Origin of the sequence: Streptomyces sp. NPDC058678 (assembly GCF_042714835.1) — a bacterium.
Classification (GTDB): domain Bacteria; phylum Actinomycetota; class Actinomycetes; order Streptomycetales; family Streptomycetaceae; genus Streptomyces.
This window is the reverse complement of sequence record NZ_JBHXSG010000020.1, coordinates 76,919-97,679: the sequence shown is the minus strand read 5'-3', so window position 1 is coordinate 97,679 and position 20,761 is coordinate 76,919. Positions and strand designations below refer to the sequence as shown.

Sequence of the window (20,761 nt, the reverse complement as noted above, 5' to 3'; positions counted from 1 at the left end):
CACGACATGGGCGTCCTGTTCGACGAGTGCGCCGAACACGGGGTCGGCACGCAGGTCCACCTGGACCGGCCGTTCGGCATCGACGCGGGAGCCCGGACCCACCACACGCTCCCTCGACTCGCCGCGCTCGTACGGGAGGCGGCCGGCTGGCTGGCCGCCGCCGGTGCGGGCCCCGGCGACCGGGTGGCGATCGTCAAGGACAACCACTGGGACTACGACCTGCTGGCCTGCGCCGCCGTGCGCGTCGGCGCCGTGCCCGCGCAGTTGTCCGCGCACCTGTCCGGTGAAGTGCTGGGGACGCTGCTGGCCCGGCTCGGCCCCGCTCTGCTCGTCACGACGGCACAGGTGCTGGAACGCGGCTGTAAGGAAGGCGCCGACCTGGCCTCGACCGCACAGGTCACCCTGGTGCTGGACGGCGCCGTGCCGGGCACGCTGGGCATGGACGACGTACGCGGACACACCGCCCCCGGGCCCCACCGCAGACACGACGACGAGCCCTTGGTGATCAACCACACGTCGGGTACCACCGGTGTGCCCAAGCTGGTGGTGCACTCGACCCGCACGATCATCGGGAAGCTGGCGCGGTTCGAGAGCGTGCGGTTGCCGCGGATCGGCCTGCGCCGCGGCGATGTCCTGGCCAACGCGAGCGCGTTCGCCCATGGCAGGACGTTCTGCTGGACCGCGAGCGCCCTGTGCATGGGCCCCGCCGTGATCTCGATCATCACCACGCAGGATCCGAACCTCGCCGACCCCGTGCTGCGTGCCCATCCACCGACCGTCCTGGAGGCGCTGCCCGCCTCGTTCGTGCGCCTTCAGCCGCTGACCGAAGGGCTGGACAACCCGTTCCGGCGCGTCCGCATGGTCATCAGTACGTACGACGCGGTGCATCCCCCCACCGTTCGTGCCTACCTCAGGGCGAGCCGGCACCGCAGTCCCGTGTGGGTGGAGGGGTGGGGGCAGACCGAGACGGGACCGCTGACCTTCCGCTTCCACACCCGGCAGTCCGTCCACAAGGCGTCGGATGGGACCGGCACCCGGAACCTCGGACGTCCGGTGCCCGTGAAGACGCGGCTGCGGGTGGTCGATCCCCACACCTACCGGCCTCTGCCACGGGGGCAGGCCGGCCTGGTACTGGCCAGGACCGCCGCCTGTGCCCTGGGCTACGTCGGCGAGGAGGACCGCTGGTCGGCCAAGCGCCACGGCACCTGGTGGAACACCGGCGACATCGGCGCCCGCAACCGCGACGGAAGCATCGAGCTGCTCGACCGCGAGGTGGACCGCGCCCCGCAACTCAGCTGTCTGCGGACCGAGGACCTCCTCGAGGGCCGGCTGCCGCAGGCCCTGGAGTGCGTGGTCCTCGCCGAGCCGGGCCGGGCCCCGCTGCCTGTCGTGGTCACCGACGACGGCGTGCTGGACCAGGCCCACTGGAAGGAAGCGGTGCGCGACCTGCCACCCCTGCGCGAGCCGGTCGCACTCACCTGGGACGAGGTGCCGCGTACCGGCACCGGCAAGGTGCGGCGCAGGGAGCTGCTGCACCGTCTCACCGGACGAACCGACACCTACGGCTCCGGCCGGTGGACCTGAGACCGGACAAGGGGGAGACGACATGCGCGAGAGCCAGGGCCGCGCCCCGGGGTGCGCCTTCGACAACGACAGCGAGCACAGCGACGAGCTGCACCGCTGCCTCACCGACGCCTACGACACCATGACCTTCGACAGACTCGCCGAGACCGGCGTCACGACCGGGTGGCGGTGCCTGGACATCGGCTCCGGGAGCGGAAGCGTGGCCCGGTGGCTCGCCGAACGCGTCGCTCCCACCGGCGAGGTCGTAGCCACCGACATCAAACCGCACCACATCCAGGAAGGGCCGTGCCTGACCGCGGTCGAGCACGACGCGGTGACCGATCCGCTCCCCGAGGCCGCCTTCGACCTCGTCGTCGCCCGTCTTGTCCTCCAGCACCTGCCCGAGCGGCTCGCCGTCCTCGACAAACTGGTGCGCGCCCTCAAGCCCGGAGGGTGGCTGCACATCGAGGAGTTCGACGCCTCCTACGAACCGCCCCTGCTCACCCCGGACGAGGAATCCGCGCGGCTCTACACGGCCTTCCTCGACGCCAAGTGCGCCGTCATGCGGGCCGGTGGGGGAGATCCCCACTGGGCCCGGAACGCGCCGGCCGCCATGCGTGCCGCGGGGCTCGTCGACATCGACCCGCGACCCCGCATCGAACTGCGCACCACGGGGTCGCCGGGCCTGCGGATGCAGCTCAACCACACGTACCACCTGCGGGACGGGCTCCTGGCCGCGGGCATGACCGAGGCGCAGCTCGCGGACGTCCGGGCGCTGATGCGGGATCCGTCGTTCTGCGCCGCGTCCAGCGTCGTCTACTCGGTACACGGCCGGCGCCCGTTGACCGGCGAGCAGGAAGGCGCCCGATGACGGTCTGCGTGCCGCGCGCCGGGGTCCCGGCCACGGCGCCGGTGGCCGCCGGGGTCGCGGCACACCTCCTCGACCTGGTGGGCGACCCCGCCACCGCCACCGTCGGCTGGGACATCGACTGGCAGGGCCCGCTCTCCGTCCCCCTGGCCGACGAGCGTGGCGTCCAGGCAGCCTGCGGGATCATGCACGTCCACGGCCGGGCGGCCGGACACCCGGTCCCGCTCGCCGTCGACTACGCCTCCACGGTGGCGGGCGTCCTCGCGGCCCAGGGAGTCTGTGCGGCACTCCTCGCGCGGGCCGCCGGCGCCGACGTGACGCAGGTGCGGACGTCGGTGAGCCAGGCCGCCCTGCTGGCCCTCGCCCAGTACCTCGCGGCAGCGACCGCCGACGGCGACGACCCGGAGGACGGCCTGCTATCACGTCCCGGCACGGAGGGAGAGCCCGTGCCCGTCGGCTGCGCGTTCGTCTCCGCCGACGGCGTGCGCTTTGAACTCGAAGCCCTCGACGCCGAGCGATGGCTGGACTTCTGGCAACTGCTCGGCGCGGACCGTGCCGACACCGGTCGCGGATGGCGGTCGTTCCAGCGGAGGTTCGCCACGGCCGTCTGCGCCCTGCCTCCGGCGCTGTCCGCGACCGCGCGGCGCACCCCGTTCACGGCCATCCGGTCGGCGGCGGACCGGTCGGGAGCCGCCGTGCTGCCCGTACGGGAAGACCCCTTCCCGCCAACGGTGACACCGCTGTGGACGCTCACGCCGTTTCCCGAGCCGGGCGGCATCAGGATCGGCAGGACGGCCCGGACGAGCGACGCCCACCGCACGGCCGGGGCACCCCTGGAAGGCCTGCGGGTCGTCGAGTCGGCACGACGCGTCCAGGGGCCCATGGCCGGACATGTCCTGCGACTCCTGGGCGCCGACGTCGTACGGGTCGAACCGCCGGGCGGCGACCCGATGCGCGGCATCCCCCCGCTCGCGGGCGCCTGTTCGGCCCGCTTCAGCGCCCTCAACGCCGGGAAATCCGTCACGGAGATCGACTTCACCTCGTCCGCGGGACGGCGGGCGGTCCGTGAGCTCGTGTCCGAGGCCGATGTTTTCCTGCACAACTGGGCGCCGGGCAAGGCGGCCAGGCTCGGGCTGGACGCCGAGGACCTGCGGCCGGCACGCCCCGGGCTGGTGTACGCGTGGGCGTCCGGCTGGGGCGACGCCCTGGGGCCGGCACCGCCGGTGGGGACCGACTACCTGGTCCAGGCGCACGGCGGTTTGGCCGCAGCCCTGCGCACCGCGAACGAGCCACCCGCGCCCTCGCTGATGACGCTCACCGACGTCCTCGGCGGGCTGGTCTGCGCGCAAGGCGTACTGGCGGCACTGCTGACTCGGCTTCGCACCGGAAGAGGGAGCCGCGTGGACTCGTCCCTGTACTCCGCCGCCGGGCTCGTTCCCCGCGGGCGGCGACGGCACGAAGCGACGGACCGTCCGCTGCGTACGCGGGACGGATACCTCTCGCTCGAACCGCAGGCCCGCGAGCGGCCGGACCGCCTCGCGCGGGCGCTCGGCCTCGGCGTCTCGGCGGGCGAGGACGCGATCGCCTCCCGGGCCAAGACGCGGCGCACCGCGGCCTGGCTGCCCAGGCTGGCGGCAGCGGGCGTGGCCGGCACGCCGGTGTGCACCAGCCTCGCGGACCTGGCCCGCGACCCACGGTTCGCTCCGGCGCTGTCCATCGGGCAGTACGCCGCCCCCCTCGCACCCTGGGAGTTCTCATGAGGGCCGGATGGACATCGAACGCCGGCGTCGAGATCCGTGACCCGGTGCCCACCCCGGTGCGGCGCGCCTGGGCCGAACAGGGCCACTGCCCCGACCGCGACCTGTACACGCTCTTCTCCGGACACGTACAGAGTCACCCCGGCCGGACGGCCGTCATCGACTCGGCGGGCACGGTGGACTACGCCGGGCTCGACGTCCGGGTACGGCACATCGCCGCCCGGCTCGCCGAACGCGGCCTGGGCGAACGGGACATCATCGCCGTACGGATGCCGAACGGGCGCGACGCGGTGGCCGCGGAACTCGCGGTCGCCGCAATCGGCGCGGTGGCACTGCCCTATCCGCCGGGGCACGGCAGCCGGGGCCCGGCGAGCCTGCTCGCCCGCGCCCGCGCCCGCGCGGTCATCGTCACCAATCCCTCCGACGCGGTGTCACACGCTCACCTCCCCTACCTCGAAACGGTGTTCACCTTCGGGGAGGGCCACCGGACCGCGCAGTCACTCGCGGCGCCCGCGCGGCAGCCCTTCGTTCCCCGTCCCGTCGCACCCGAGGCGCCCGCCCGGATTCTGGTCTCCTCCGGCTCCGAGGCCGAACCCAAGATGGTCGCCTACTCCCACAATGCGATGGCCGGCGGCCGCGCCACCTACGTACGCGCCCTGCATGCCGGGGACGGCCCGATGCGCAACCTCGTGCTGGTCCCGCTGGCTTCCTCCTTCGGCTCCTGCGGCACGTCGGTCACGCTAGCCGCCCTCGGCGGCACGCTGCTGCTGCAGGAGTGCTTCGACCCGGCCGCGGCGCTCCGCGTCATCGTCGAGCACCGTCCCACGCACGTCTTCGGCGTGCCCACGATGCTGCACCGCATCGCCGAACAACCACCCACACCCGGGGAGGACTTCACCGGTCTCCAGGCCGTCGTCTCCAGCGGCGCGGCCCTCCCGGACGCCACCGCCGAGGCGTGCCGCGACCGGTTCGGCTGCCGTGTCATCACCGTCTACGGATCATCCGACGGCGTGAACTGCCACACAGCCACCACCGGGCTCAGCCCCGAGGCGGGCAACGGACGTCCCGACCCGGCCGTGGCGCGGATCCGCATCATCGACGACACCGGTGCCGCCGTTCCGACCGGACAGTCCGGCGAGATCTGTGCCAGAGGTCCGATGACACCGCTGTGCTACGTGGCCGACCCCGGTCTTGACGCCCGGTACCGGACTCCGACCGGCTGGGTCCGCACGGGCGACCGCGGGCTCCTGGACGAACACGGCAGGCTCCACGTACTGGGCCGCATCAAGCAGATCGTCGTGCGAGGCGGCTACAACATCAGCCCGGCGGAGGTGGAACGCGAACTCGCTGCGCATACCGCCGTGGCCGAGGTGGCCTGCGTCGGTGTGCCCGACCCGGAACTGGGGGAGCGCCTGTGCGCATGCGTCCGAGAGATGCCGGGCGCGCCCGCACCGGACCTGCAGGAACTCACTGTGTTCCTGGAGTCCCAGCGCGGCCTCGAACGCCGAAAGCTCCCCGAACTCCTGTTGCGCGTCAGGGAAATGCCCCTCGGCCCCACCGGGAAAATCTGCCGCAGGACCCTTGCCCTGCTGGCTGCCCGTGAGACCTCCGACATCCGCTGACCGTCCACGACCGAAGGTTCTGCCCGCATGACGACTACGACCGGAGAACAGAACGCGGTGGTCCGCAGTGACTACGAGCGCCTGCTGAAGAGCTACCGGGGCACCAAGACCACGGACGACATCAACTGCTCCCGGGGGCGGAGGACGGTCTCTACCACCATCACTACGGCGTGGGCGACTACGATCCCCGGGTCCTCACAGCAGCCCCGAGCACCGGGACGCGCTCATCCTCCGCGAACTGCACCGCATGGAGAACGCGGAGACCGAACTCGTCCTCGACGCACTCGGTACCGTTCCCGACGCGCGCGGCATGGACGCCGGGTCGGGGCGCGGGAGCACCCCCTTCGTGATCGCCCAGCGGTTCGGCTGCCGTATCGACGGCATGAACTTCTGTGAGCATCACATCGAGTTCGCGGAGCGGGTGGCCAAGGGGCGCGGCTGGGACGGCAGTGTGCGCTTCCACTTCGGCAACATGCTGGAACCGCCCTTCGAGGACGAGACCTTCGACTTCATCGTCAGCAACGAGACGACGATGTACGCGGACCTCCGCGACCTGTTCCGCCGGTTCGCCCGGCTGCTGCGGCCGGGAGGACGCTATGGGTGGTGGTGACGTGGTGCCGCAACGACTCCGTCGATGCCCGCTCGTCCGCCTCGCACGGCATCGACGACCACTACGTGTGCAGGATGCACAAGCCCAGCACCTACGTCGAGGCGCTCGCCGCCAACGGACTCGCCCCCTACCGGGTGAACGCGTCACACCGATGAGGCCATCCCCAGATTAGCCGGTGGCCGTTCATCTATGCGGGCACCATCCCGATGCCCGGAGCAGACCCCCGGATCAGGTCGAACCCGTACACCATCTCCGTGGACGCAACCTGTGACCACGCGCGAAGCAGGTGAGTCAGCACCGAGTCGGCATGCCACCGACCCCGGTGCTGGTTCCGTGCTGACTTCGGCGGCTGGAATCATGGAAAACCGCAGGTCCTAGCTCTGTTCGAGTGGGTGGTCGTATACCAGTCGATGGTGGTGCCGACGAGGCTGGCGGCGAGGCGCTTGAGGCTGGCGGGGGGATGGGGTAGCGGTCGCGGGGGAGGACATCGGCACCACTTCCCATTCCAAGCGGTTGGCGGGGACGTTCGTGTCGCCATACCGTAGGAATCCGCAGGTCAGTGGCACATGTGGTGGGACACCATAGTTCTGCGTGCGTGCGGGCACCCTGATGGCGCCGTCGGGACCTCTACTGGCACCGCCAAGTGCGGTCTCCGCCGCGAACACGCTCGTGTCGCGAGGACGGATGAGGTGGCCCGTAGTCGTTACAGCTTGCGGAAGTCCCAGGAGGCTGTCTTGGACGGTGTCAGGCGGATCCACGCATGCCGGCCATCGTGCGGCATTGCCTCCAGACCGAAGTTCTTGAGGGCGAACAATGGTTCCAGCGCGTCGAGTTCGCTGCATGGTTCTCCGATTCGGGGGGCCTCGCCCACGAACTCCGCAGTGCCCGACAGTTCGACCCCGCGCAGTTCCCCGTACCCCTCGCCGGAGTCGACGACGATCGCGACGCGTGGGTCGTGACGAAGGTCGGCCCATCGCTTGCTGCGCACGAGGGAGTACAGCCACAACGAGGTCCCATCCCATGCGAACCAGAGGGCACTGACATGCGGGGCGCCGTCGCTCGAGACGGTGGCGATCCGGCACGTGCGCTGGGTGGCGAGGAACTCGTCCAGTTCGTCCGGAGTCATCATGATCTTCCGGCTCCTGCGCTGAGTTGCAGCCATGCGGGCCCTCTTCTCTTGCGTCAGGGGAAGGGTGGTTTCTGCCGTAGCGGCAGAAGCATGGGCCGTTTTCCATGAGTCTGCAATGGCTGAGGGCTTTCCTTCCGGCCTCGACGTCGATCACCGTGGCTGGAGCACCACTGCGCCGGTATCGGCATGGTGCCGGGGTCGCTGGTTGCCGGTGCTCCGGGCGCGGTGCTGGACCGGAGCTGAAGAATCCGGCGAAGGGGTGCAGCGGTCCTGGCCGCTGTCCCATGCCCAGCTCGACCGGAAAGGGCCCGGTCATGCTGCGGAAACGCGCGGCGAGGACGGTGACTCGGCATGCTTGAAGGCGTCGACCTGCAACCGGGTGTCCTCGCAGCTGAGGAGATTCCTCGGGTTCGTCCGGCGGATCACCGGCTCAGCCGACGGGGTGGGCGACGGCCTTGGGGGAGGGGCCGTACCGGTTGGCGTCCGGGGTACCGTCCACTGTCATGCCCACGAGGTAGGCGATCGGCCCGACGACAGGGATCAGGGCGATGAGCATCCTCCAGCCTGATTTGCCGGTGTCGTGCAACCGGCGGACGGAGACGCTCAGCATCGGCACGACGAACGGCAGCAGGAGGACGCTCAGCAGCGGGGCACTGAACGCGAAGCTGATCCCGACGAGCGCGACGGTGGCGCTCATGTACACCGCCGAGAACCACCAGTACTCCGCGCGCCGGGCGCGACCGGAGAACGTGGCGTACTTGGTGGTGAGGCACGTGCGTGCCGCGTCGGCGAAGGACAGGTTGGTCATGGCGATCCCTTCGTAGAAACGTCATGGGGCACACGGGGGATCGGGCGGCGACGGGGCGCGGCCGTGTGGACCACCGAAACCCATTGGGATAGGTCTATCTATTTGGCCGATCCGGATAGCGCCTTCCGGTTCCAGGTGGGCCACCGTACCACCAAAATTGGATAGGTCTATCCGATTGCTATACTGGCCGGTATGACCCTTGGTGCCCAGGACCCCGACGACATCGCCGCCCAGCCGCTGCGCAGCGACGCCGAGCGCAACCGGGGGCGGATCATCGCTGCCGCGCGCCGGGTGTTCGCGCGTGACGGTCTGAACGCCTCCATGGCTTCCGTGGCCCGTGAGGCAGGCGTCGGGATCGCCACGATCTTCCGCCGCTTTCCCACCAAGGAGGAACTGGTCGCCGCCGTCTTCGCCGACCGCATGGACGCCTACGCCGACGCGGTCGCCGTCGCGCTCGACGACCCCGACCCCTGGCACGGTTTCGTCGGCTACATCGAGGCTGCCTGCGCGATGCAGGCCGCCGACTACGGCTTCGCCGATGTGCTGACCATGACCTTCCCCACCGCCAGGTCCATGGAAGAACGCCGCGACGAGGCATACCGGGGCATGGTGGAGCTCATCGGCCGCGCGAAGGCGGCGGGGCGGCTGCGGGAGGACTTCGACCCCTCGGATCTGGTGCTGATCCACATGGCCAATGCCGGTGTCGTCAACGCCTGCGGCGATGCCGCCCCCGACGCCTGGCGACGCGTCGTCGCCCTGACGATCCAGTCCTTGGAGGCCCCCGCCCGCGGCCCTCTGCCTGACTCGCCCGCGCACGACGCTCTCTACAAGGCCATGCGCCGCGCCAGTCCGGCGGGCCCCACCGGAGCGGAGCCGGACGCGAGCGACTGACCTCAGGATCGAAGCCACACCACCTCACCCCACACCTCCCGCCGTGGCACGTCGGCACCAAGTCGGGGGTGGGCGGCCCGGGCAATGCTTCCCGGATCGGGGATCATCTTGGGGGATTCGTCCGTCAGGCCGCTTGCGTGCCCGTCCCGGAATGCAGAACCCGCCCGGCGGGCGCGGCTGCTGTGCGGCGAGGATGCGGTCGACGCCGAGTGGCGACGTGCCGCGTCCCCCGGGCAAGGCCGAGCGGCCTGCGGGAGCTCCCGCAGGCCACCGGACGGAAGTTCGTCGAGCTTGTCGCGGTAAGTCATGACTGTACACGGAGGCTGGTGGGGCCTTGCACACGCCCGAAGCGGGCAGAACGTCGACTGCCTCGCCGTCGGCTACAGGCGGTGATCTGACACGGCATCACAAAAGGCCTCGTCGGGGGCCGAGCCTCTGGGTGGGCTTTCGGTGGTCTGGCTGGGTGCGGGATCGTGGTGGCGTCGGTCGCTGAGTGAGGGGTGCGGGGTGAGGATCGCTGTTACAGGGGCGTCCGGGTTCCTGGGGCGTCTGTTGGCCGAAGCGCTGCTGAAAAGGCGGGTGTTCGCCGGCGTGCCGATCACCCGGCTCGTGCTGGTCGACCGTGTCGTGTGGCCCGACACATGGTGGGCGGCTGATCCGCTCGTGGAGGTGGTGCACGGTGACGTGGTCGACCGCCTGGCCGAGGTGTTCGCGGCGCCGCTGGATGTGGTGTTTCACCTTGCGGCGGCGGTGTCGGCCGAGTGCGAGGCCGACTTCGACCTCGGCATGCGTGCCAATGTGGATGCCACCCGGGCGGTGCTGCAGGCGGCGCGGGCGCAGTCGGCGGCCGGCGGCCCGGTGGTGCGGGTGGTGTTTGCCAGCAGTCTCGCCGTCTACGGCTCTCAGCCCACAGGCGGGTCGGCGCCCGTGGTGAGCGAGTCGACGCTGCCGATGCCGCGATCGAGCTACGGAACGCAGAAGCTGATGTGCGAGTACCTGATCGCGGACCTCACGCGCCGCGGCTTCATCGACGGGCGGGTCGCCCGGCTGATGACCGTCGCGGTACGGCCGGGCAGACCGAACGCGGCCGCCTCCGGCTTTGTCTCCGCCATCATCCGCGAGCCGCTCGCGGGACTGCCGGCCGTCTGCCCCGTCGACCCCGGCCTGCGGGTGGCCCTGTCCTCGCCGCGACGCACCATCCAGGCCATCCTGCGCATCGCCGAGGCCGAACGCGGCACCGGGCCCGGGTGCCTGGACAGCACGATGCCGGTCAACCTGCCCGCCCTGACCGTTTCGGTCGCCGAGATGCTCGCCACACTGCGGCAGGTGGCCGGCGACATGGCCGCCGACCTGGTGACCATCGTCCCCGACCCGGCAGTGCAAGCCGTCGTCGGCTCGTGGCCGGCCGTCTTCGACAACCGGCGCGCCGCCGGGCTCGGTCTGCAGCCAGACGCCAGTTTCGTGTCCGTGATGCGGAACTACCTCACCGATCACCCCGACGCGGTCACCGGCGCGGCGCATTGATGGCCGGCGGAGTGCGTCTCGGGGCTGTAAGGCCACCCTGCAGGAGTGCGCGTTCGCCTCGCCCGCCGGCACGTGCGGGTCCGACCTGCGCCACACTCGCACGACCACTGGCTGAACAACGGTGCCGGGCCGGTCCAGGTCGCCGCGTGGGCCGGTATCAGCGTCCCCGTTCTGCTCGCCACGCATGCCCTCTGTGCCACGGGCAGGCTTCCCGTACTCCGGGCTGTCGTCCAGTCGTCCAGTCGGCGACGGCAACCCCGTATCCGCGTGCGAGGGCGTCGAGGCCGTGGTCGGAGCCCTGGCCGACGGCGCGTAGGCGCCAGGCTCGTGCCGGTCTGGTCGTGCCGGTCGGGTCGGTACCGCATCCGTCTGCGGGCGCCGGCCGCGCCTCGGCCGCAGCGGCCGGCGGCTGTGTTCCGACCGGCGTGATCGTCACGTGTCGGGAACCGCAGATGCCGTCGAGCCGCCCGTGCCCGGACCGGCGCGATGCGGGCGCCCTGGTGACGCGGAAGCCGTTGATCGGCAGGCAGCGGGGTGTCGGAGCGGTCGCGGGCCCGTTGTGACTTCTCCCACCTGCTCTTGCCGGAGTGAGGACGGCTTACCTACGTTCGGTCGCATGTCCTCCCCTGGCCCCGCCTTTTCCGGCGAACCGGACGAACCCGCCGCAGCGAGCAGGCCCGCAGCGGACCGCCCGAGCGCCTCCGCACCGTTCGACCTTGCCGTCGACCTGAGCGCCCACGAAATGCTCCGGCGGGCCCATGTCCTGGCCGCTCTCGGCCCCGACTGGGACCCCGTCGCGGCGCTGCGGGGCGAGGAAGAGGCGTATGAGCTGCTGTACTCCGGCCTCAGCGCGGAGCAGCAGCGCCTGTACGACGAACTCGTCTCGGCCGGTGTGCTCCCGCGCAGAGGGGGTGGCCATGCTGCCGCTTGACCCGCAGGCCGACGTCGGGCGCCGCGCCTGGGTGGCCTGCCCGAGCTGTGCCGACCACCGCGGCTGCGCCACCTGCGAGCAGCGGCGTACCTGCTCCGAGCACTGGCGCTATCTGCTCTCCAACACCGGCAGCCTGCTCCACCTGCAGTGCCCCTCGTGCACCCACATCTGGACTCACGAGACGCATTTCGGCGTCACCCGCTCCTCATGGGCACGCATTGCCGGCGGCCCGTGGTCCCGGTGATGACTTAGGAGCCGTTGTCCGTGATGAGGCCGGACGGCGGATCGACACCTGCTTTCGGATGACCCCACCGTCTGTTGCCGGGGTGGGCGGGCTGACGTACTTGAGGATCGAAGCCGGCAGGTCATCCCTGCCTGCCGTTCGTCCGCCCGGAGGCAGCTGTGCACATCCTGCTCGTAGCCAGCGCGTTCAACAGCCTCACCCAGCGTGTCCACGCCGAACTGCGCGACCGCGGTCACAGTGTGGCGGTGGAGCTCGCCCTGCAGGGCGGCCCGTTGCCGGATGCCGTACATCGGCACGCCCCCGAGCTCATCGTGGCGCCGATGCTGAAGACGGCGATTCCCGAAGAGGTGTGGGCAGCGCACACGTGCCTCATCGTCCATCCGGGGCCCCTGGGCGACCGCGGGCCGTCCTCCCTGGACTGGGCGATCCACGAGGGCGCCGGTGACTGGGGCGTCACCGTGCTGCAGGCCGACGGGGAGTTGGACGCCGGCGATGTCTGGGCCTGCGTACCGTGCCAGGTGCCTCCGGTGGCCAAGAGCGACCTGTATCGGGGAGAGGTCGCCGACGCCGCCCTCGCGGCCGTCCTGCTCGCCGTCGAGCGCTTCGCGGGCGGACGCTACGTTCCGCTCAAACAGGAGGAAGCCCACCCGCGCGTCCGTCCCTACCTCGACCAGAGCGTCCGGCGGATCGACTGGGCCGAGGACTCCACGCGGACGGTGGTCCGCAAGCTGCGGGCGGCGGACTCGCAGCCCGGTGTGCTGGATGTGCTCCTGGGGGGTGAGTGGTACCTCCACGGAGGTCACCCCGAGAACGCGTTGCGCGGCCGGCCGGGCGAACTCCTGGCCACCCGGGCCGGGGGGATCTGCCGGGCCACCAAGGACGGCGCCGTGTGGATCCCCGAGTTGAGGCCCCGGCGGACGCCCGGGCAGCCGCCCACCTTCAAACTGCCCGCCGTCCAGGCCCTGGGCGACCGGCTGCCGCCGCTGCGTGAGCACGCCCTGCCCGTGTTGCCCGACGCGGGGCACCGCACCTGGGCGGACATCCGTTACCGGGAGGACGGGAGCGTGGGCTTCCTCTCGTTCTCCTTTCCCGGCGGCGCCATGAGTACCGCGCAGTGCCGACGCCTGCTGGACGCCTACCGGGAAGCGTGCGCGCGCCCCACCTCGGTGCTGGTGCTGGGCGGCGAACGCGACTTCTTCTCCAACGGGATCCACCTCAACGTCATCGAGGCGGCGGACGACCCCGGTACCGAGTCCTGGGCGAACATCAACGCCATCGACGATCTGGTCGAGGCGGTCCTGACGACGACGGACCGGCTGGTGGTCGCGGGGGTCGGCGGCAACGCCGCTGCGGGCGGAGTGATGCTCGCTCTCGCGGCGGACGAGGTGTGGTGCCGTGCGGGGGCCGTACTGAACCCGCACTACCGTCTGATGGGCCTTTACGGCTCCGAGTACTGGACGTACACCCTGCCACGCAGGGTGGGTGCCGCGACCGCCGAGCGGCTCATGCGCGAGGCGCTGCCGGTGAGCTCGGCGAGGGCCCTGAGCCTCGGACTCGTCGACCGGGTGGTCGACTGCGGCCCGCAGGAGTTCGCCGCGCGGGTCGGCGTCCTGGCCGCTCGCCTGGCCTCACTGCCGGCCACGGCGTCACGGATCACCGCGAAGAAGACCGAGCTGGACCGGCAGGAGAGCGTGACTGCGTTGGCGGTCTTCCGGGAGCGGGAGCTGGCCCGGATGCGCCGTACGTTCGACGACCCGGACGCTCCGTTCCACGCTCTGCGTCGCGCGTTCGTCCGCAAGGAGCGGCCACAGTGCACTCCGCCGCACCTGAACCAGGCCTCGGTCGCGTAAACGGGTCTCGCCGCTTCGGACTCCCACGTCACCGGAATGGCCCTCGATCAGGTCTCATCACAGCCGAGCCGCTGATACGAAGAAGCATGGCGGCCGAAATATCGGCCTTCATCCCATACCTCCCCAGGAGGCGGTCCCATGACTGAGGCGACGCCGGACACGGTCGGCGCTGCGGACGCCGGAGGCGCGCCCGCCGACGAGACACCCACGATCCACATTCTCTGGATCAACGCGGGGCTGAGCTGTGACGGCGACTCGGTCGCGTTGACGGCGGCCATGCAGCCCAGCATCGAAGAGATCGTGCTCGGCGTACTGCCGGGCCTGCCGAAGATCGCCGTCCATTGGCCGCTCATCGACTTCGAGTGCGGCCCGGTCGGCGGCTCGGACACGTTCATCGAGTGGTTCTTCAAGGGCGAGCGTGGCGAGATCGACCCGTTCGTGCTGGTCGTCGAGGGCTCCATCCCCAACGAGGCGATCAAGCCGGAGGGCTACTGGTGCGGCTTCGGGGACAACCCGGAGACCGGCCAGCCGATCACGACCAGCGAGTGGATCGACCGGCTCGCGCCGAAGGCCCTGGCCGTCGTCGCCATCGGCACCTGCGCCACCTACGGCGGCATCCACGCCATGGCGGGCAACCCGACCGGCGCGATGGGCGTGCCGGACTACCTCGGCTGGGACTGGAAGTCCCACGCCGGCATCCCCATCGTGTGCGTGCCCGGCTGCCCGATCCAGCCGGACAACTTCTCCGAGACGCTCACGTACCTGCTCTACCAGGCAGCCGGCGCCGCCCCGATGATCCCGTTGGACGACAAGCTGCGTCCGACCTGGCTCTTCGGGGCCACCGTGCACGAGGGCTGTGACCGCGCGGGCTACTACGAGCAGGGCCAGTTCGCCCTGACGTACGACTCTCCCAAGTGCCTCGTCAAGCTCGGCTGCTGGGGCCCCGTCGTCAAGTGCAACGTGCCCAAGCGCGGCTGGATGAACGGGATCGGTGGCTGCCCCAACGTCGGCGGCATCTGCATCGCCTGCACCATGCCCGGGTTCCCCGACAAGTTCATGCCGTTCATGGACGAGCCCCCCGGCGCGAAGGTGTCGAGCAATGCCAGCGGCGCCTACGGCGCGGTGGTTCGCAAGCTGAGGTCCATCACGGCCAAGACCGTGGACAAGGAGCCCAAGTGGCGGCAGACCGGCGACAAGATCACCACCGGTTACCGGCCGCCGTGGTAATGCCCCGCCGCAAGTGATCCACCCCCGCGACTCGTTCACCCCCCCCACACACACACCTCCCGCGCAACGAAGGGCACGGCACCAACGATGGCAGCGACGACGAAGGCGGCCGGCGACGGCAGTGGCCTGGTGGAGATGGCCTGGGACCCGATCACACGGATCGTGGGCAGCCTGGGCATCCACACCAAGATCGACTTCAAGCAGAAGCGGGTCGCGGAGTGCTACAGCACCTCGTCGGTCTTCCGCGGCTACAGCGTCTTCATGCGCGGCAAGGACCCCCGCGACGCCCACTTCATCACCAGCCGCATCTGCGGGATCTGCGGGGACAACCACGCCACCTGCTCGGTGTACGCGCAGAACATGGCGTACGGCGTGAAACCCCCGCACCTCGGTGAGTGGATCATCAATCTCGGCGAGTCCGCGGAGTACATGTTCGACCACAACATCTTCCAGGAGAACCTGGTAGGCGTCGACTACTGCGAAAAGATGGTCAAGGAGACCAACCCCGGTGTCCTCGAACTGGCCGAGCGCACCGAGGCGCCGCACGCCGGAGAGCACGGCTACCGCACGATCGCCGACATCATGCGGTCGCTGAACCCGCTCGAGGGCGAGTTCTACCGCGAAGCCCTCCAGGTGAGCCGCTACACCCGGGAGATGTTCTGCCTCATGGAGGGCCGCCATGTGCACCCCTCCACGCTCTATCCGGGCGGCGTCGGAACCATCGCATCCGTGCAGCTCTTCACGGACTACCTCAGCCGCCTGATGCGGTACGTGGAGTTCATGAAGCGGGTCGTGCCCCTGCACGACGACCTGTTCGACTTCTTCTACGAGGCCCTGCCCGGGTACGAGGAGGTCGGCCGGCGCCGCGTCCTGCTCGGCTGCTGGGGAGCGCTCAACGACCCCGAGTACTGCGACTTCACCTACGCGAACATGACCGACTGGGGCCGGCGCATGTTCGTCACGCCCGGCATCATCGTGGACGGCAAACTCGTCACCAACGACCTCACCGAGATCAACCTGGGCATCCGCATCCTGCTGGGCAGCTCCTACTACGAGGACTGGCAGGGGCAGGAGCAGTTCGTCACCCACGACCCCCTCGGGAACCCGGTCGACCCGCGCCACCCGTGGAACCAGCACACCATCCCCGCCCCGCAGAAACGCGACTTCGACGGCAAGTACAGCTGGGTCATGTCGCCCCGCTGGTTCGACGGCAAGGACCACCTCGCCCTGGACACCGGCGGCGGCCCCATCGCCCGACTGTGGTCCACCGCCCTGTCCGGGCTCGTCGACACCGGGTACGTGAAGGCCACCGGCCACAGCGTGGTCATCAACCTGCCCCGCACGATGACCAGGCCCGAGACCAGCTTCGAGTGGAAGATCCCGAAGTGGAGCAACGCGCTGGAACGCAACCGCGCGCGCACCTACTTCCAGGCCTACACCGCCGCCGTCGCCCTGCACTTCGCGGAGAAGGGGCTGGAGGAGGTCAGGGCCGGACGCACCCAGACCTGGGAGAAGTTCGAGGTTCCGGACGAGGGCATCGGCGTCGGATTCACCGAGGCGGTGCGCGGTGTCCTCTCGCACCACATGGTGATCCGCGACGGCAAGATCGCCAACTACCACCCGTACCCGCCCACCCCCTGGAACGCCAGCACCAGGGACACCTTCGGCACGCCCGGTCCTTACGAGGACGCGGTGCAGAACACGCCGATCTTCGAGGAGAACTCCCCGGAGAACTTCAAGGGCATCGACATCATGCGCGCGGTCCGCAGCTTCGACCCCTGTCTGCCCTGTGGTGTCCACATGTACGTCGGCGGCGGCAAGACCGTGCAGAAGATGCACGTGCCGACCGGCCTGAGCGGACTGGGTGGATGAGCGCGGTGACGGGGACGCGCCCCGTGAACGCGGAGCAGACCGGCCGCCGTGTCGAGGAGGTCCTGGACCGTCTGTCGGGTGCCGGTGATCCGACGGCCACCGCGGCCGCGGAGGAACTCGTGCGGTCCCTCATGGACTTCTACGGCTCCGGCCTCGCCCGCATCCTCCAGTTGCTGCCCGCTTCCGGCGAGCCTCTCGCGAAGCTGCTCGACGACGAACTCGTCGCGAGCCTCCTCGTCCTGCACGACCTGCATCCCGAGGACCGTGACACCCGTATCGCCCGGGCCGTCGACAGCGTTCCGGACCACGCCCTGGAAGTGGTGGACTTCGACGAGGGGAGCGGCACGTTGAGGCTGCGGACGCGGGCGAGCGGCGGCTGCGGCTGTGGCACCGGCGAAGGCGCCCGGCGGGCCGCGGAGGACGCGCTCGCCTGCTTCGCGCCGGAGGTCAAGGCCGTCGACGTACAGGACGCACCCGCGGAGCCCGCCCTGCTCCAGATCGGCACCGGGCCGGTGCGGGCGACGACCCGATGAGCGCGTCCCCGGCGCCCGTCAGGCCACCCGGTCCAGGCCCGCGGAAATCGGGCCTGCGCAGGTTCCTGACCGAGCGTCCGCCGCAGCCGGAGCGGTGCGAGCTGTGTGCGGTGGCGGTGCCCGAGGAGAACCACCGCCACCTGGTCGACATCGAGAAACGCGCCCTCGCCTGTGCCTGTGTCTCCTGCGCCCTGCTCATGGAACAGCCGGGCGCCGCGGCGGGCCGATTCCGCGCGGTCCCGGCCCGCTACCTCACCGACCCCGGCCACCGTCTCGACGACCGCGCGTGGGAGTCGTTGCAGATCCCGGTCGGCGTCGCCTTCTTCTTCCGCAACGCGGCGCTGGACCGGCTGGTCGCTCTCTACCCGAGCCCGGCCGGGGCCACCGAGAGCGAGCTCGAACCGTCCACGTGGACGGAGGTCCTCGGCGGCAGCCCGCTCGCGGAGCTGCTCGAACCCGACGTGGAGGCGCTGCTGCTGCGCCGCACCGACGGCCGCTGCGACTGCTACCTCGTACCGATCGACATCTGCTACGAACTGGTCGGCCGCATGCGCCTGTTGTGGCAGGGCTTCGACGGCGGGGCCGAAGCACGCGCCGCCCTGGACGCGTTCTTCGCGGACGTCGCGCGACGCGCCCGGCCGGTGGGCGAGGTGGGACCGTCGTGACCCAGTTCTCGTTCGCCTGTACCGGTGTCCGCGCCGACCGGTACGCCGCCGGACCGACCCTCGTCTTCCGGCTGCGCGTCACCGCGGCCGACAACGCCCGCGTGCACGCGCTCGCGCTGCGCTGCCAGATCCGTATCGAACCCGCCCGTCGCGGCTACGAATCCGCCGAGGCCGACGGACTCGCCGATCTCTTCGGCGAGCGCTCGCGATGGGGCAACACCCTCAAGCCGGTGCAGTTCGCCCAGGTCTCGGTGATGGTCCCCGGCTTCACCGGAGAGATCGAAACCGACCTCGTCGTGCCCTGCACCTACGACATGGACGTCGCCGCCAGCCGTTACCTGGCCGCGCTCACCGGCGGCGAGGTTCCGCTGCTGATGCTCTTCTCGGGCACGGCGTTCACCGGCGCGGGCGGTTTCCAGGTCGAGCCGGTCCCGTGGGACCGCGAGGCGGCCTTCCGGATGCCGGTCGCCGTATGGCGGGAGATGGTCGAGCAGCACTTCCCCGGCTGCGGCTGGATCCGGCTGCCCCGGGACACCATGGACGCCCTGCTCGCCTACCGCTCCCGGCACGCGCTGCCCTCCTGGGAGGCGACCGTGCGGGCCCTGCTCGACGAGAGCGGCGCCGCGGACCCGCCCGGAACGGACCCGTTTCTCGCACTCACCGGCACCACCGGAAGGACGGATCCGTGACCGTGACCGCGTTCGCCCCCGAGACCGAGGAGCGGTTCGCCCTCGCCCGGCAGGTGGCCGACGCCGTTCTCTTCGAGGGCTACGTGCTCTACCCGTACCGGGCCTCGGCGGCCAAGAACCGGCTGCGCTGGCAGTTCGGGGTGCTCGTGCCGCCCGCCTGGGGCGCCGAGTGCGAGGAGCACGACTTCCAGCACACCGAGTGCCTGATGGAACCGAAGGCGGGCGCGACCCTGTCGGTCGAGCTGCGCTTCCTGCACGCCCGGCGGCGGACCGTGCAGCGGGTCCGCCCGGACGGCGGCTACGACACCGTTCCCGAACTGAACCTGGAAGACCGCGTGTTGGTGCCCTGGGACGAGGGAGCCGAGGAGCGCGTCGAGGTGGTCGCGACGGTGGACGAGCTGCTGGGCGACGGCGTCACGTTTCCCTTCGAGCGACCCGCCCGCGAGGACACCGAGCCGGTTGTGGACGCGGCCGGCCGGACCGTCGGCCGACTGGTCCGGCGATGCGAGGAGATCAGCGGCGCGGTGCGCCTGTCCGCCCGCGAACTCGACGGGCCCTACCGGGCGTTGCGTTTGACGGCCATCGTCGAGAACACCACCCCCTGGACACCCCCTGAGGGCCGAAGCGCCGACCGGGACGCGGCGCTGCCGCACTCCCTGGTCGCCGCGCACCTCCTCATGGCCCTCAGCGCCGGATCGTTCCTGTCGATGACCGATCCGCCCGAGTGGGCCAAGGGAGCGACCGCCGGCTGCCGCAACCTGCACACCTGGCCCGTACTCGCCGGTGAACCCGGCCGCGCCGACCTCGTGCTGTCCTCGCCGATCATCCTGGAGGACCACCCGGCCATCGCACCGGAAAGCCCCGGCGCGCTCTACGACGCCACCGAGATCGACGAGATCCTCGCGCTGCGGACCGCGGCCCTCACCGACGAGGAGAAGCGCGAGGCCCGGGGCACCGACGAACGGGCGGCAGCCGTGATCGACCTCGCGGACTCGATGCCGCCCGAGGTTCTGGAGCGCCTGCACGGCGCGGTACGGAGCCTGCGGGAGGTGACCGGCTCCGACGCGGCCCCTGCCGCCGCGGACGGGTTCCCGGACGAGAACGGAGTGCCGCGCCCGGACACCCCGTGGTGGGACCCGGCGAGCGACGCCGGCTTCGACCCGGCACAGGACCGAGTCGTCGTGGACGGCAGGTCCCTGGGCGCGGGCAGTCGCGTGCTGCTGCGACCGGGCCTGCGGCGCACCGACGCACAGGACCTGTTCCTGCAAGGGCGCAGCGCGAGGGTCGAGGCGGTGCTGCACGACGTGGACGGCGGGGTACACCTGGCCGTGACGGTCGAGGGCGATCCGGGCGCCGACATCCGCCGGGAGCAGGGCCGGTTCCTGTACTTCCAGCCCGACGAGGTCACACCGCTGGAGGACGACGCGTGAACCTTCCCTCACAGGCGGGTCCGAAGACCCTCGTCGCCGGCATCGGCAACATCTTCCTCGGGGACGACGGATTCGGCGTGGAGACCGCGCGCAGCCTCGCCGAGCGGCAACTGCCCGCCCACGTCGAGGTCGTGGACATCGGCGTGCGCGGGGTCCACCTCGCATACCAGCTCCTGGACGGCTACGACACCCTCGTCCTCGTGGACGCCACAGCACGCGGCGAAGCACCCGGCACGCTGTATGTGATCGAGTACGACGGCCCGCGCGCGGGCGACCCCCAGGACGCCCCCGCGATCGACGGCCACCGGATGACCCCCGACACCGTCCTGGCACTGCTGGGCACGCTCTGCGCCGGGACCGGCGGCGAACCGCCGCGACGCACCCTGATCGTCGGATGCGAACCGGCCACGGTGGAGGAGGGCATCGGTCTCAGTCCGCCGGTGTCCGAGGCCGTACCCGAGGCCGTACGGCTGATCGACGAGATGCTGCGGGACGGCGAGCCGTCCGTGGCACGTGCCATGACCACTGAGTCATCGAAGTGAGGAGAG

Annotated in this window: 20 protein-coding genes; 18 read left to right on the top strand and 2 right to left on the bottom strand. The window is 70.8% G+C overall.

Annotation, left to right across the window (positions count from 1 at the left end; translation table 11 throughout):
- Positions 1-6: 6 nt before the first annotated feature.
- The 6 genes from ACFWWR_RS19940 to ACFWWR_RS19915 all read left to right on the top strand — a co-directional run bounded on the left by ACFWWR_RS19940 (position 7) and on the right by ACFWWR_RS19915 (position 6,575).
- Positions 7-1,584 carry an AMP-binding protein gene (locus ACFWWR_RS19940; RefSeq protein WP_383877253.1) on the top strand — a complete coding sequence of 526 codons (1,578 nt, stop codon included), beginning with the start codon at positions 7-9 and terminating at the stop codon, positions 1,582-1,584.
- 22 nt (positions 1,585-1,606) lie between these two features.
- Positions 1,607-2,434, top strand: coding sequence for a methyltransferase domain-containing protein (locus ACFWWR_RS19935; RefSeq protein WP_384304478.1), 828 nt, complete (start codon positions 1,607-1,609; stop codon positions 2,432-2,434).
- A complete protein-coding gene (locus tag ACFWWR_RS19930) occupies positions 2,431-4,191 on the top strand; it encodes a CoA transferase (RefSeq protein ID WP_384304475.1) in 1,761 nt (586 codons plus the stop codon). Before ACFWWR_RS19935 ends, ACFWWR_RS19930 begins: the two co-directional genes overlap by 4 nt.
- Positions 4,188-5,810 (top strand): class I adenylate-forming enzyme family protein, encoded by a 1,623-nt coding sequence (locus ACFWWR_RS19925; protein ID WP_384304473.1) that lies wholly within the window; start codon positions 4,188-4,190, stop codon positions 5,808-5,810. The genes ACFWWR_RS19930 and ACFWWR_RS19925 overlap by 4 nt, the downstream gene beginning before the upstream one ends.
- A 247-nt stretch (positions 5,811-6,057) precedes the next feature.
- A complete protein-coding gene (locus tag ACFWWR_RS19920; RefSeq protein ID WP_383877238.1) occupies positions 6,058-6,420 on the top strand; it encodes an SAM-dependent methyltransferase in 363 nt (120 codons plus the stop codon).
- On the top strand, positions 6,411-6,575 hold the full coding sequence (locus tag ACFWWR_RS19915) for a hypothetical protein (RefSeq protein WP_384304469.1): 165 nt from the start codon (positions 6,411-6,413) through the stop codon (positions 6,573-6,575). The genes ACFWWR_RS19920 and ACFWWR_RS19915 overlap by 10 nt, the downstream gene beginning before the upstream one ends.
- Before the next feature lie 548 nt (positions 6,576-7,123).
- On the opposite strand, the gene ACFWWR_RS19910 is transcribed toward ACFWWR_RS19915, so the two are convergent.
- Together ACFWWR_RS19910 and ACFWWR_RS19905 are read right to left on the bottom strand one after the other, a co-directional pair.
- Complete coding sequence (locus ACFWWR_RS19910) at positions 7,124-7,582, bottom strand: pyridoxamine 5'-phosphate oxidase family protein (RefSeq protein ID WP_383877242.1); 459 nt, start codon at positions 7,580-7,582, stop codon at positions 7,124-7,126.
- Positions 7,583-7,979: 397 nt separating this feature from the next.
- Positions 7,980-8,357 (bottom strand): DUF805 domain-containing protein, encoded by a 378-nt coding sequence (locus ACFWWR_RS19905; RefSeq protein ID WP_383877244.1) that lies wholly within the window; start codon positions 8,355-8,357, stop codon positions 7,980-7,982.
- 192 nt (positions 8,358-8,549) lie between these two features.
- On the opposite strand from ACFWWR_RS19905, the gene ACFWWR_RS19900 reads away from it, so the two are divergent.
- The 12 genes from ACFWWR_RS19900 (at position 8,550) to ACFWWR_RS19845 (ending at position 20,755) form a co-directional block, all read left to right on the top strand.
- A complete protein-coding gene (locus ACFWWR_RS19900) occupies positions 8,550-9,248 on the top strand; it encodes a TetR/AcrR family transcriptional regulator (RefSeq protein ID WP_383877245.1) in 699 nt (232 codons plus the stop codon).
- 507 nt (positions 9,249-9,755) lie between these two features.
- Positions 9,756-10,772, top strand: a complete 1,017-nt coding sequence (gene denD, locus ACFWWR_RS19895; RefSeq protein ID WP_384304467.1) for a D-erythronate dehydrogenase — start codon at positions 9,756-9,758, stop codon at positions 10,770-10,772.
- 616 nt (positions 10,773-11,388) lie between these two features.
- Positions 11,389-11,703: a DUF6400 family protein gene (locus ACFWWR_RS19890; protein WP_383877250.1), complete on the top strand. Its 315-nt coding sequence runs from the start codon at positions 11,389-11,391 to the stop codon at positions 11,701-11,703.
- Positions 11,690-11,947, top strand: a complete 258-nt coding sequence (locus ACFWWR_RS19885; protein WP_383877251.1) for a hypothetical protein — start codon at positions 11,690-11,692, stop codon at positions 11,945-11,947. The genes ACFWWR_RS19890 and ACFWWR_RS19885 overlap by 14 nt, the downstream gene beginning before the upstream one ends.
- A 158-nt stretch (positions 11,948-12,105) precedes the next feature.
- A complete protein-coding gene (locus ACFWWR_RS19880; protein WP_383863621.1) occupies positions 12,106-13,797 on the top strand; it encodes an enoyl-CoA hydratase-related protein in 1,692 nt (563 codons plus the stop codon).
- Positions 13,798-13,935: 138 nt separating this feature from the next.
- Complete coding sequence (locus ACFWWR_RS19875) at positions 13,936-15,024, top strand: hydrogenase expression protein HypE (RefSeq protein WP_383863618.1); 1,089 nt, start codon at positions 13,936-13,938, stop codon at positions 15,022-15,024.
- Between the two features lie 87 nt (positions 15,025-15,111).
- Positions 15,112-16,896: a nickel-dependent hydrogenase large subunit gene (locus tag ACFWWR_RS19870; protein WP_383863615.1), complete on the top strand. Its 1,785-nt coding sequence runs from the start codon at positions 15,112-15,114 to the stop codon at positions 16,894-16,896.
- Entirely contained in the window at positions 16,893-17,429 is a 537-nt protein-coding gene (locus ACFWWR_RS19865) for a hypothetical protein (protein ID WP_383863612.1), read from the top strand. The genes ACFWWR_RS19870 and ACFWWR_RS19865 overlap by 4 nt, the downstream gene beginning before the upstream one ends.
- The gene (locus ACFWWR_RS19860) at positions 17,426-18,094 is read left to right on the top strand and encodes a DUF5947 family protein (RefSeq protein WP_383863609.1); all 669 of its coding nucleotides are present in this window, start codon (positions 17,426-17,428) and stop codon (positions 18,092-18,094) included. Before ACFWWR_RS19865 ends, ACFWWR_RS19860 begins: the two co-directional genes overlap by 4 nt.
- Positions 18,091-18,783 carry a DUF6084 family protein gene (locus ACFWWR_RS19855; protein WP_383863606.1) on the top strand — a complete coding sequence of 231 codons (693 nt, stop codon included), beginning with the start codon at positions 18,091-18,093 and terminating at the stop codon, positions 18,781-18,783. Before ACFWWR_RS19860 ends, ACFWWR_RS19855 begins: the two co-directional genes overlap by 4 nt.
- Entirely contained in the window at positions 18,780-20,213 is a 1,434-nt protein-coding gene (locus ACFWWR_RS19850; RefSeq protein ID WP_383863603.1) for a hypothetical protein, read from the top strand. The genes ACFWWR_RS19855 and ACFWWR_RS19850 overlap by 4 nt, the downstream gene beginning before the upstream one ends.
- Positions 20,210-20,755, top strand: a complete 546-nt coding sequence (locus tag ACFWWR_RS19845; protein ID WP_383863600.1) for a hydrogenase maturation protease — start codon at positions 20,210-20,212, stop codon at positions 20,753-20,755. The genes ACFWWR_RS19850 and ACFWWR_RS19845 overlap by 4 nt, the downstream gene beginning before the upstream one ends.
- The last annotated feature ends 6 nt before the right edge of the window (positions 20,756-20,761 follow it).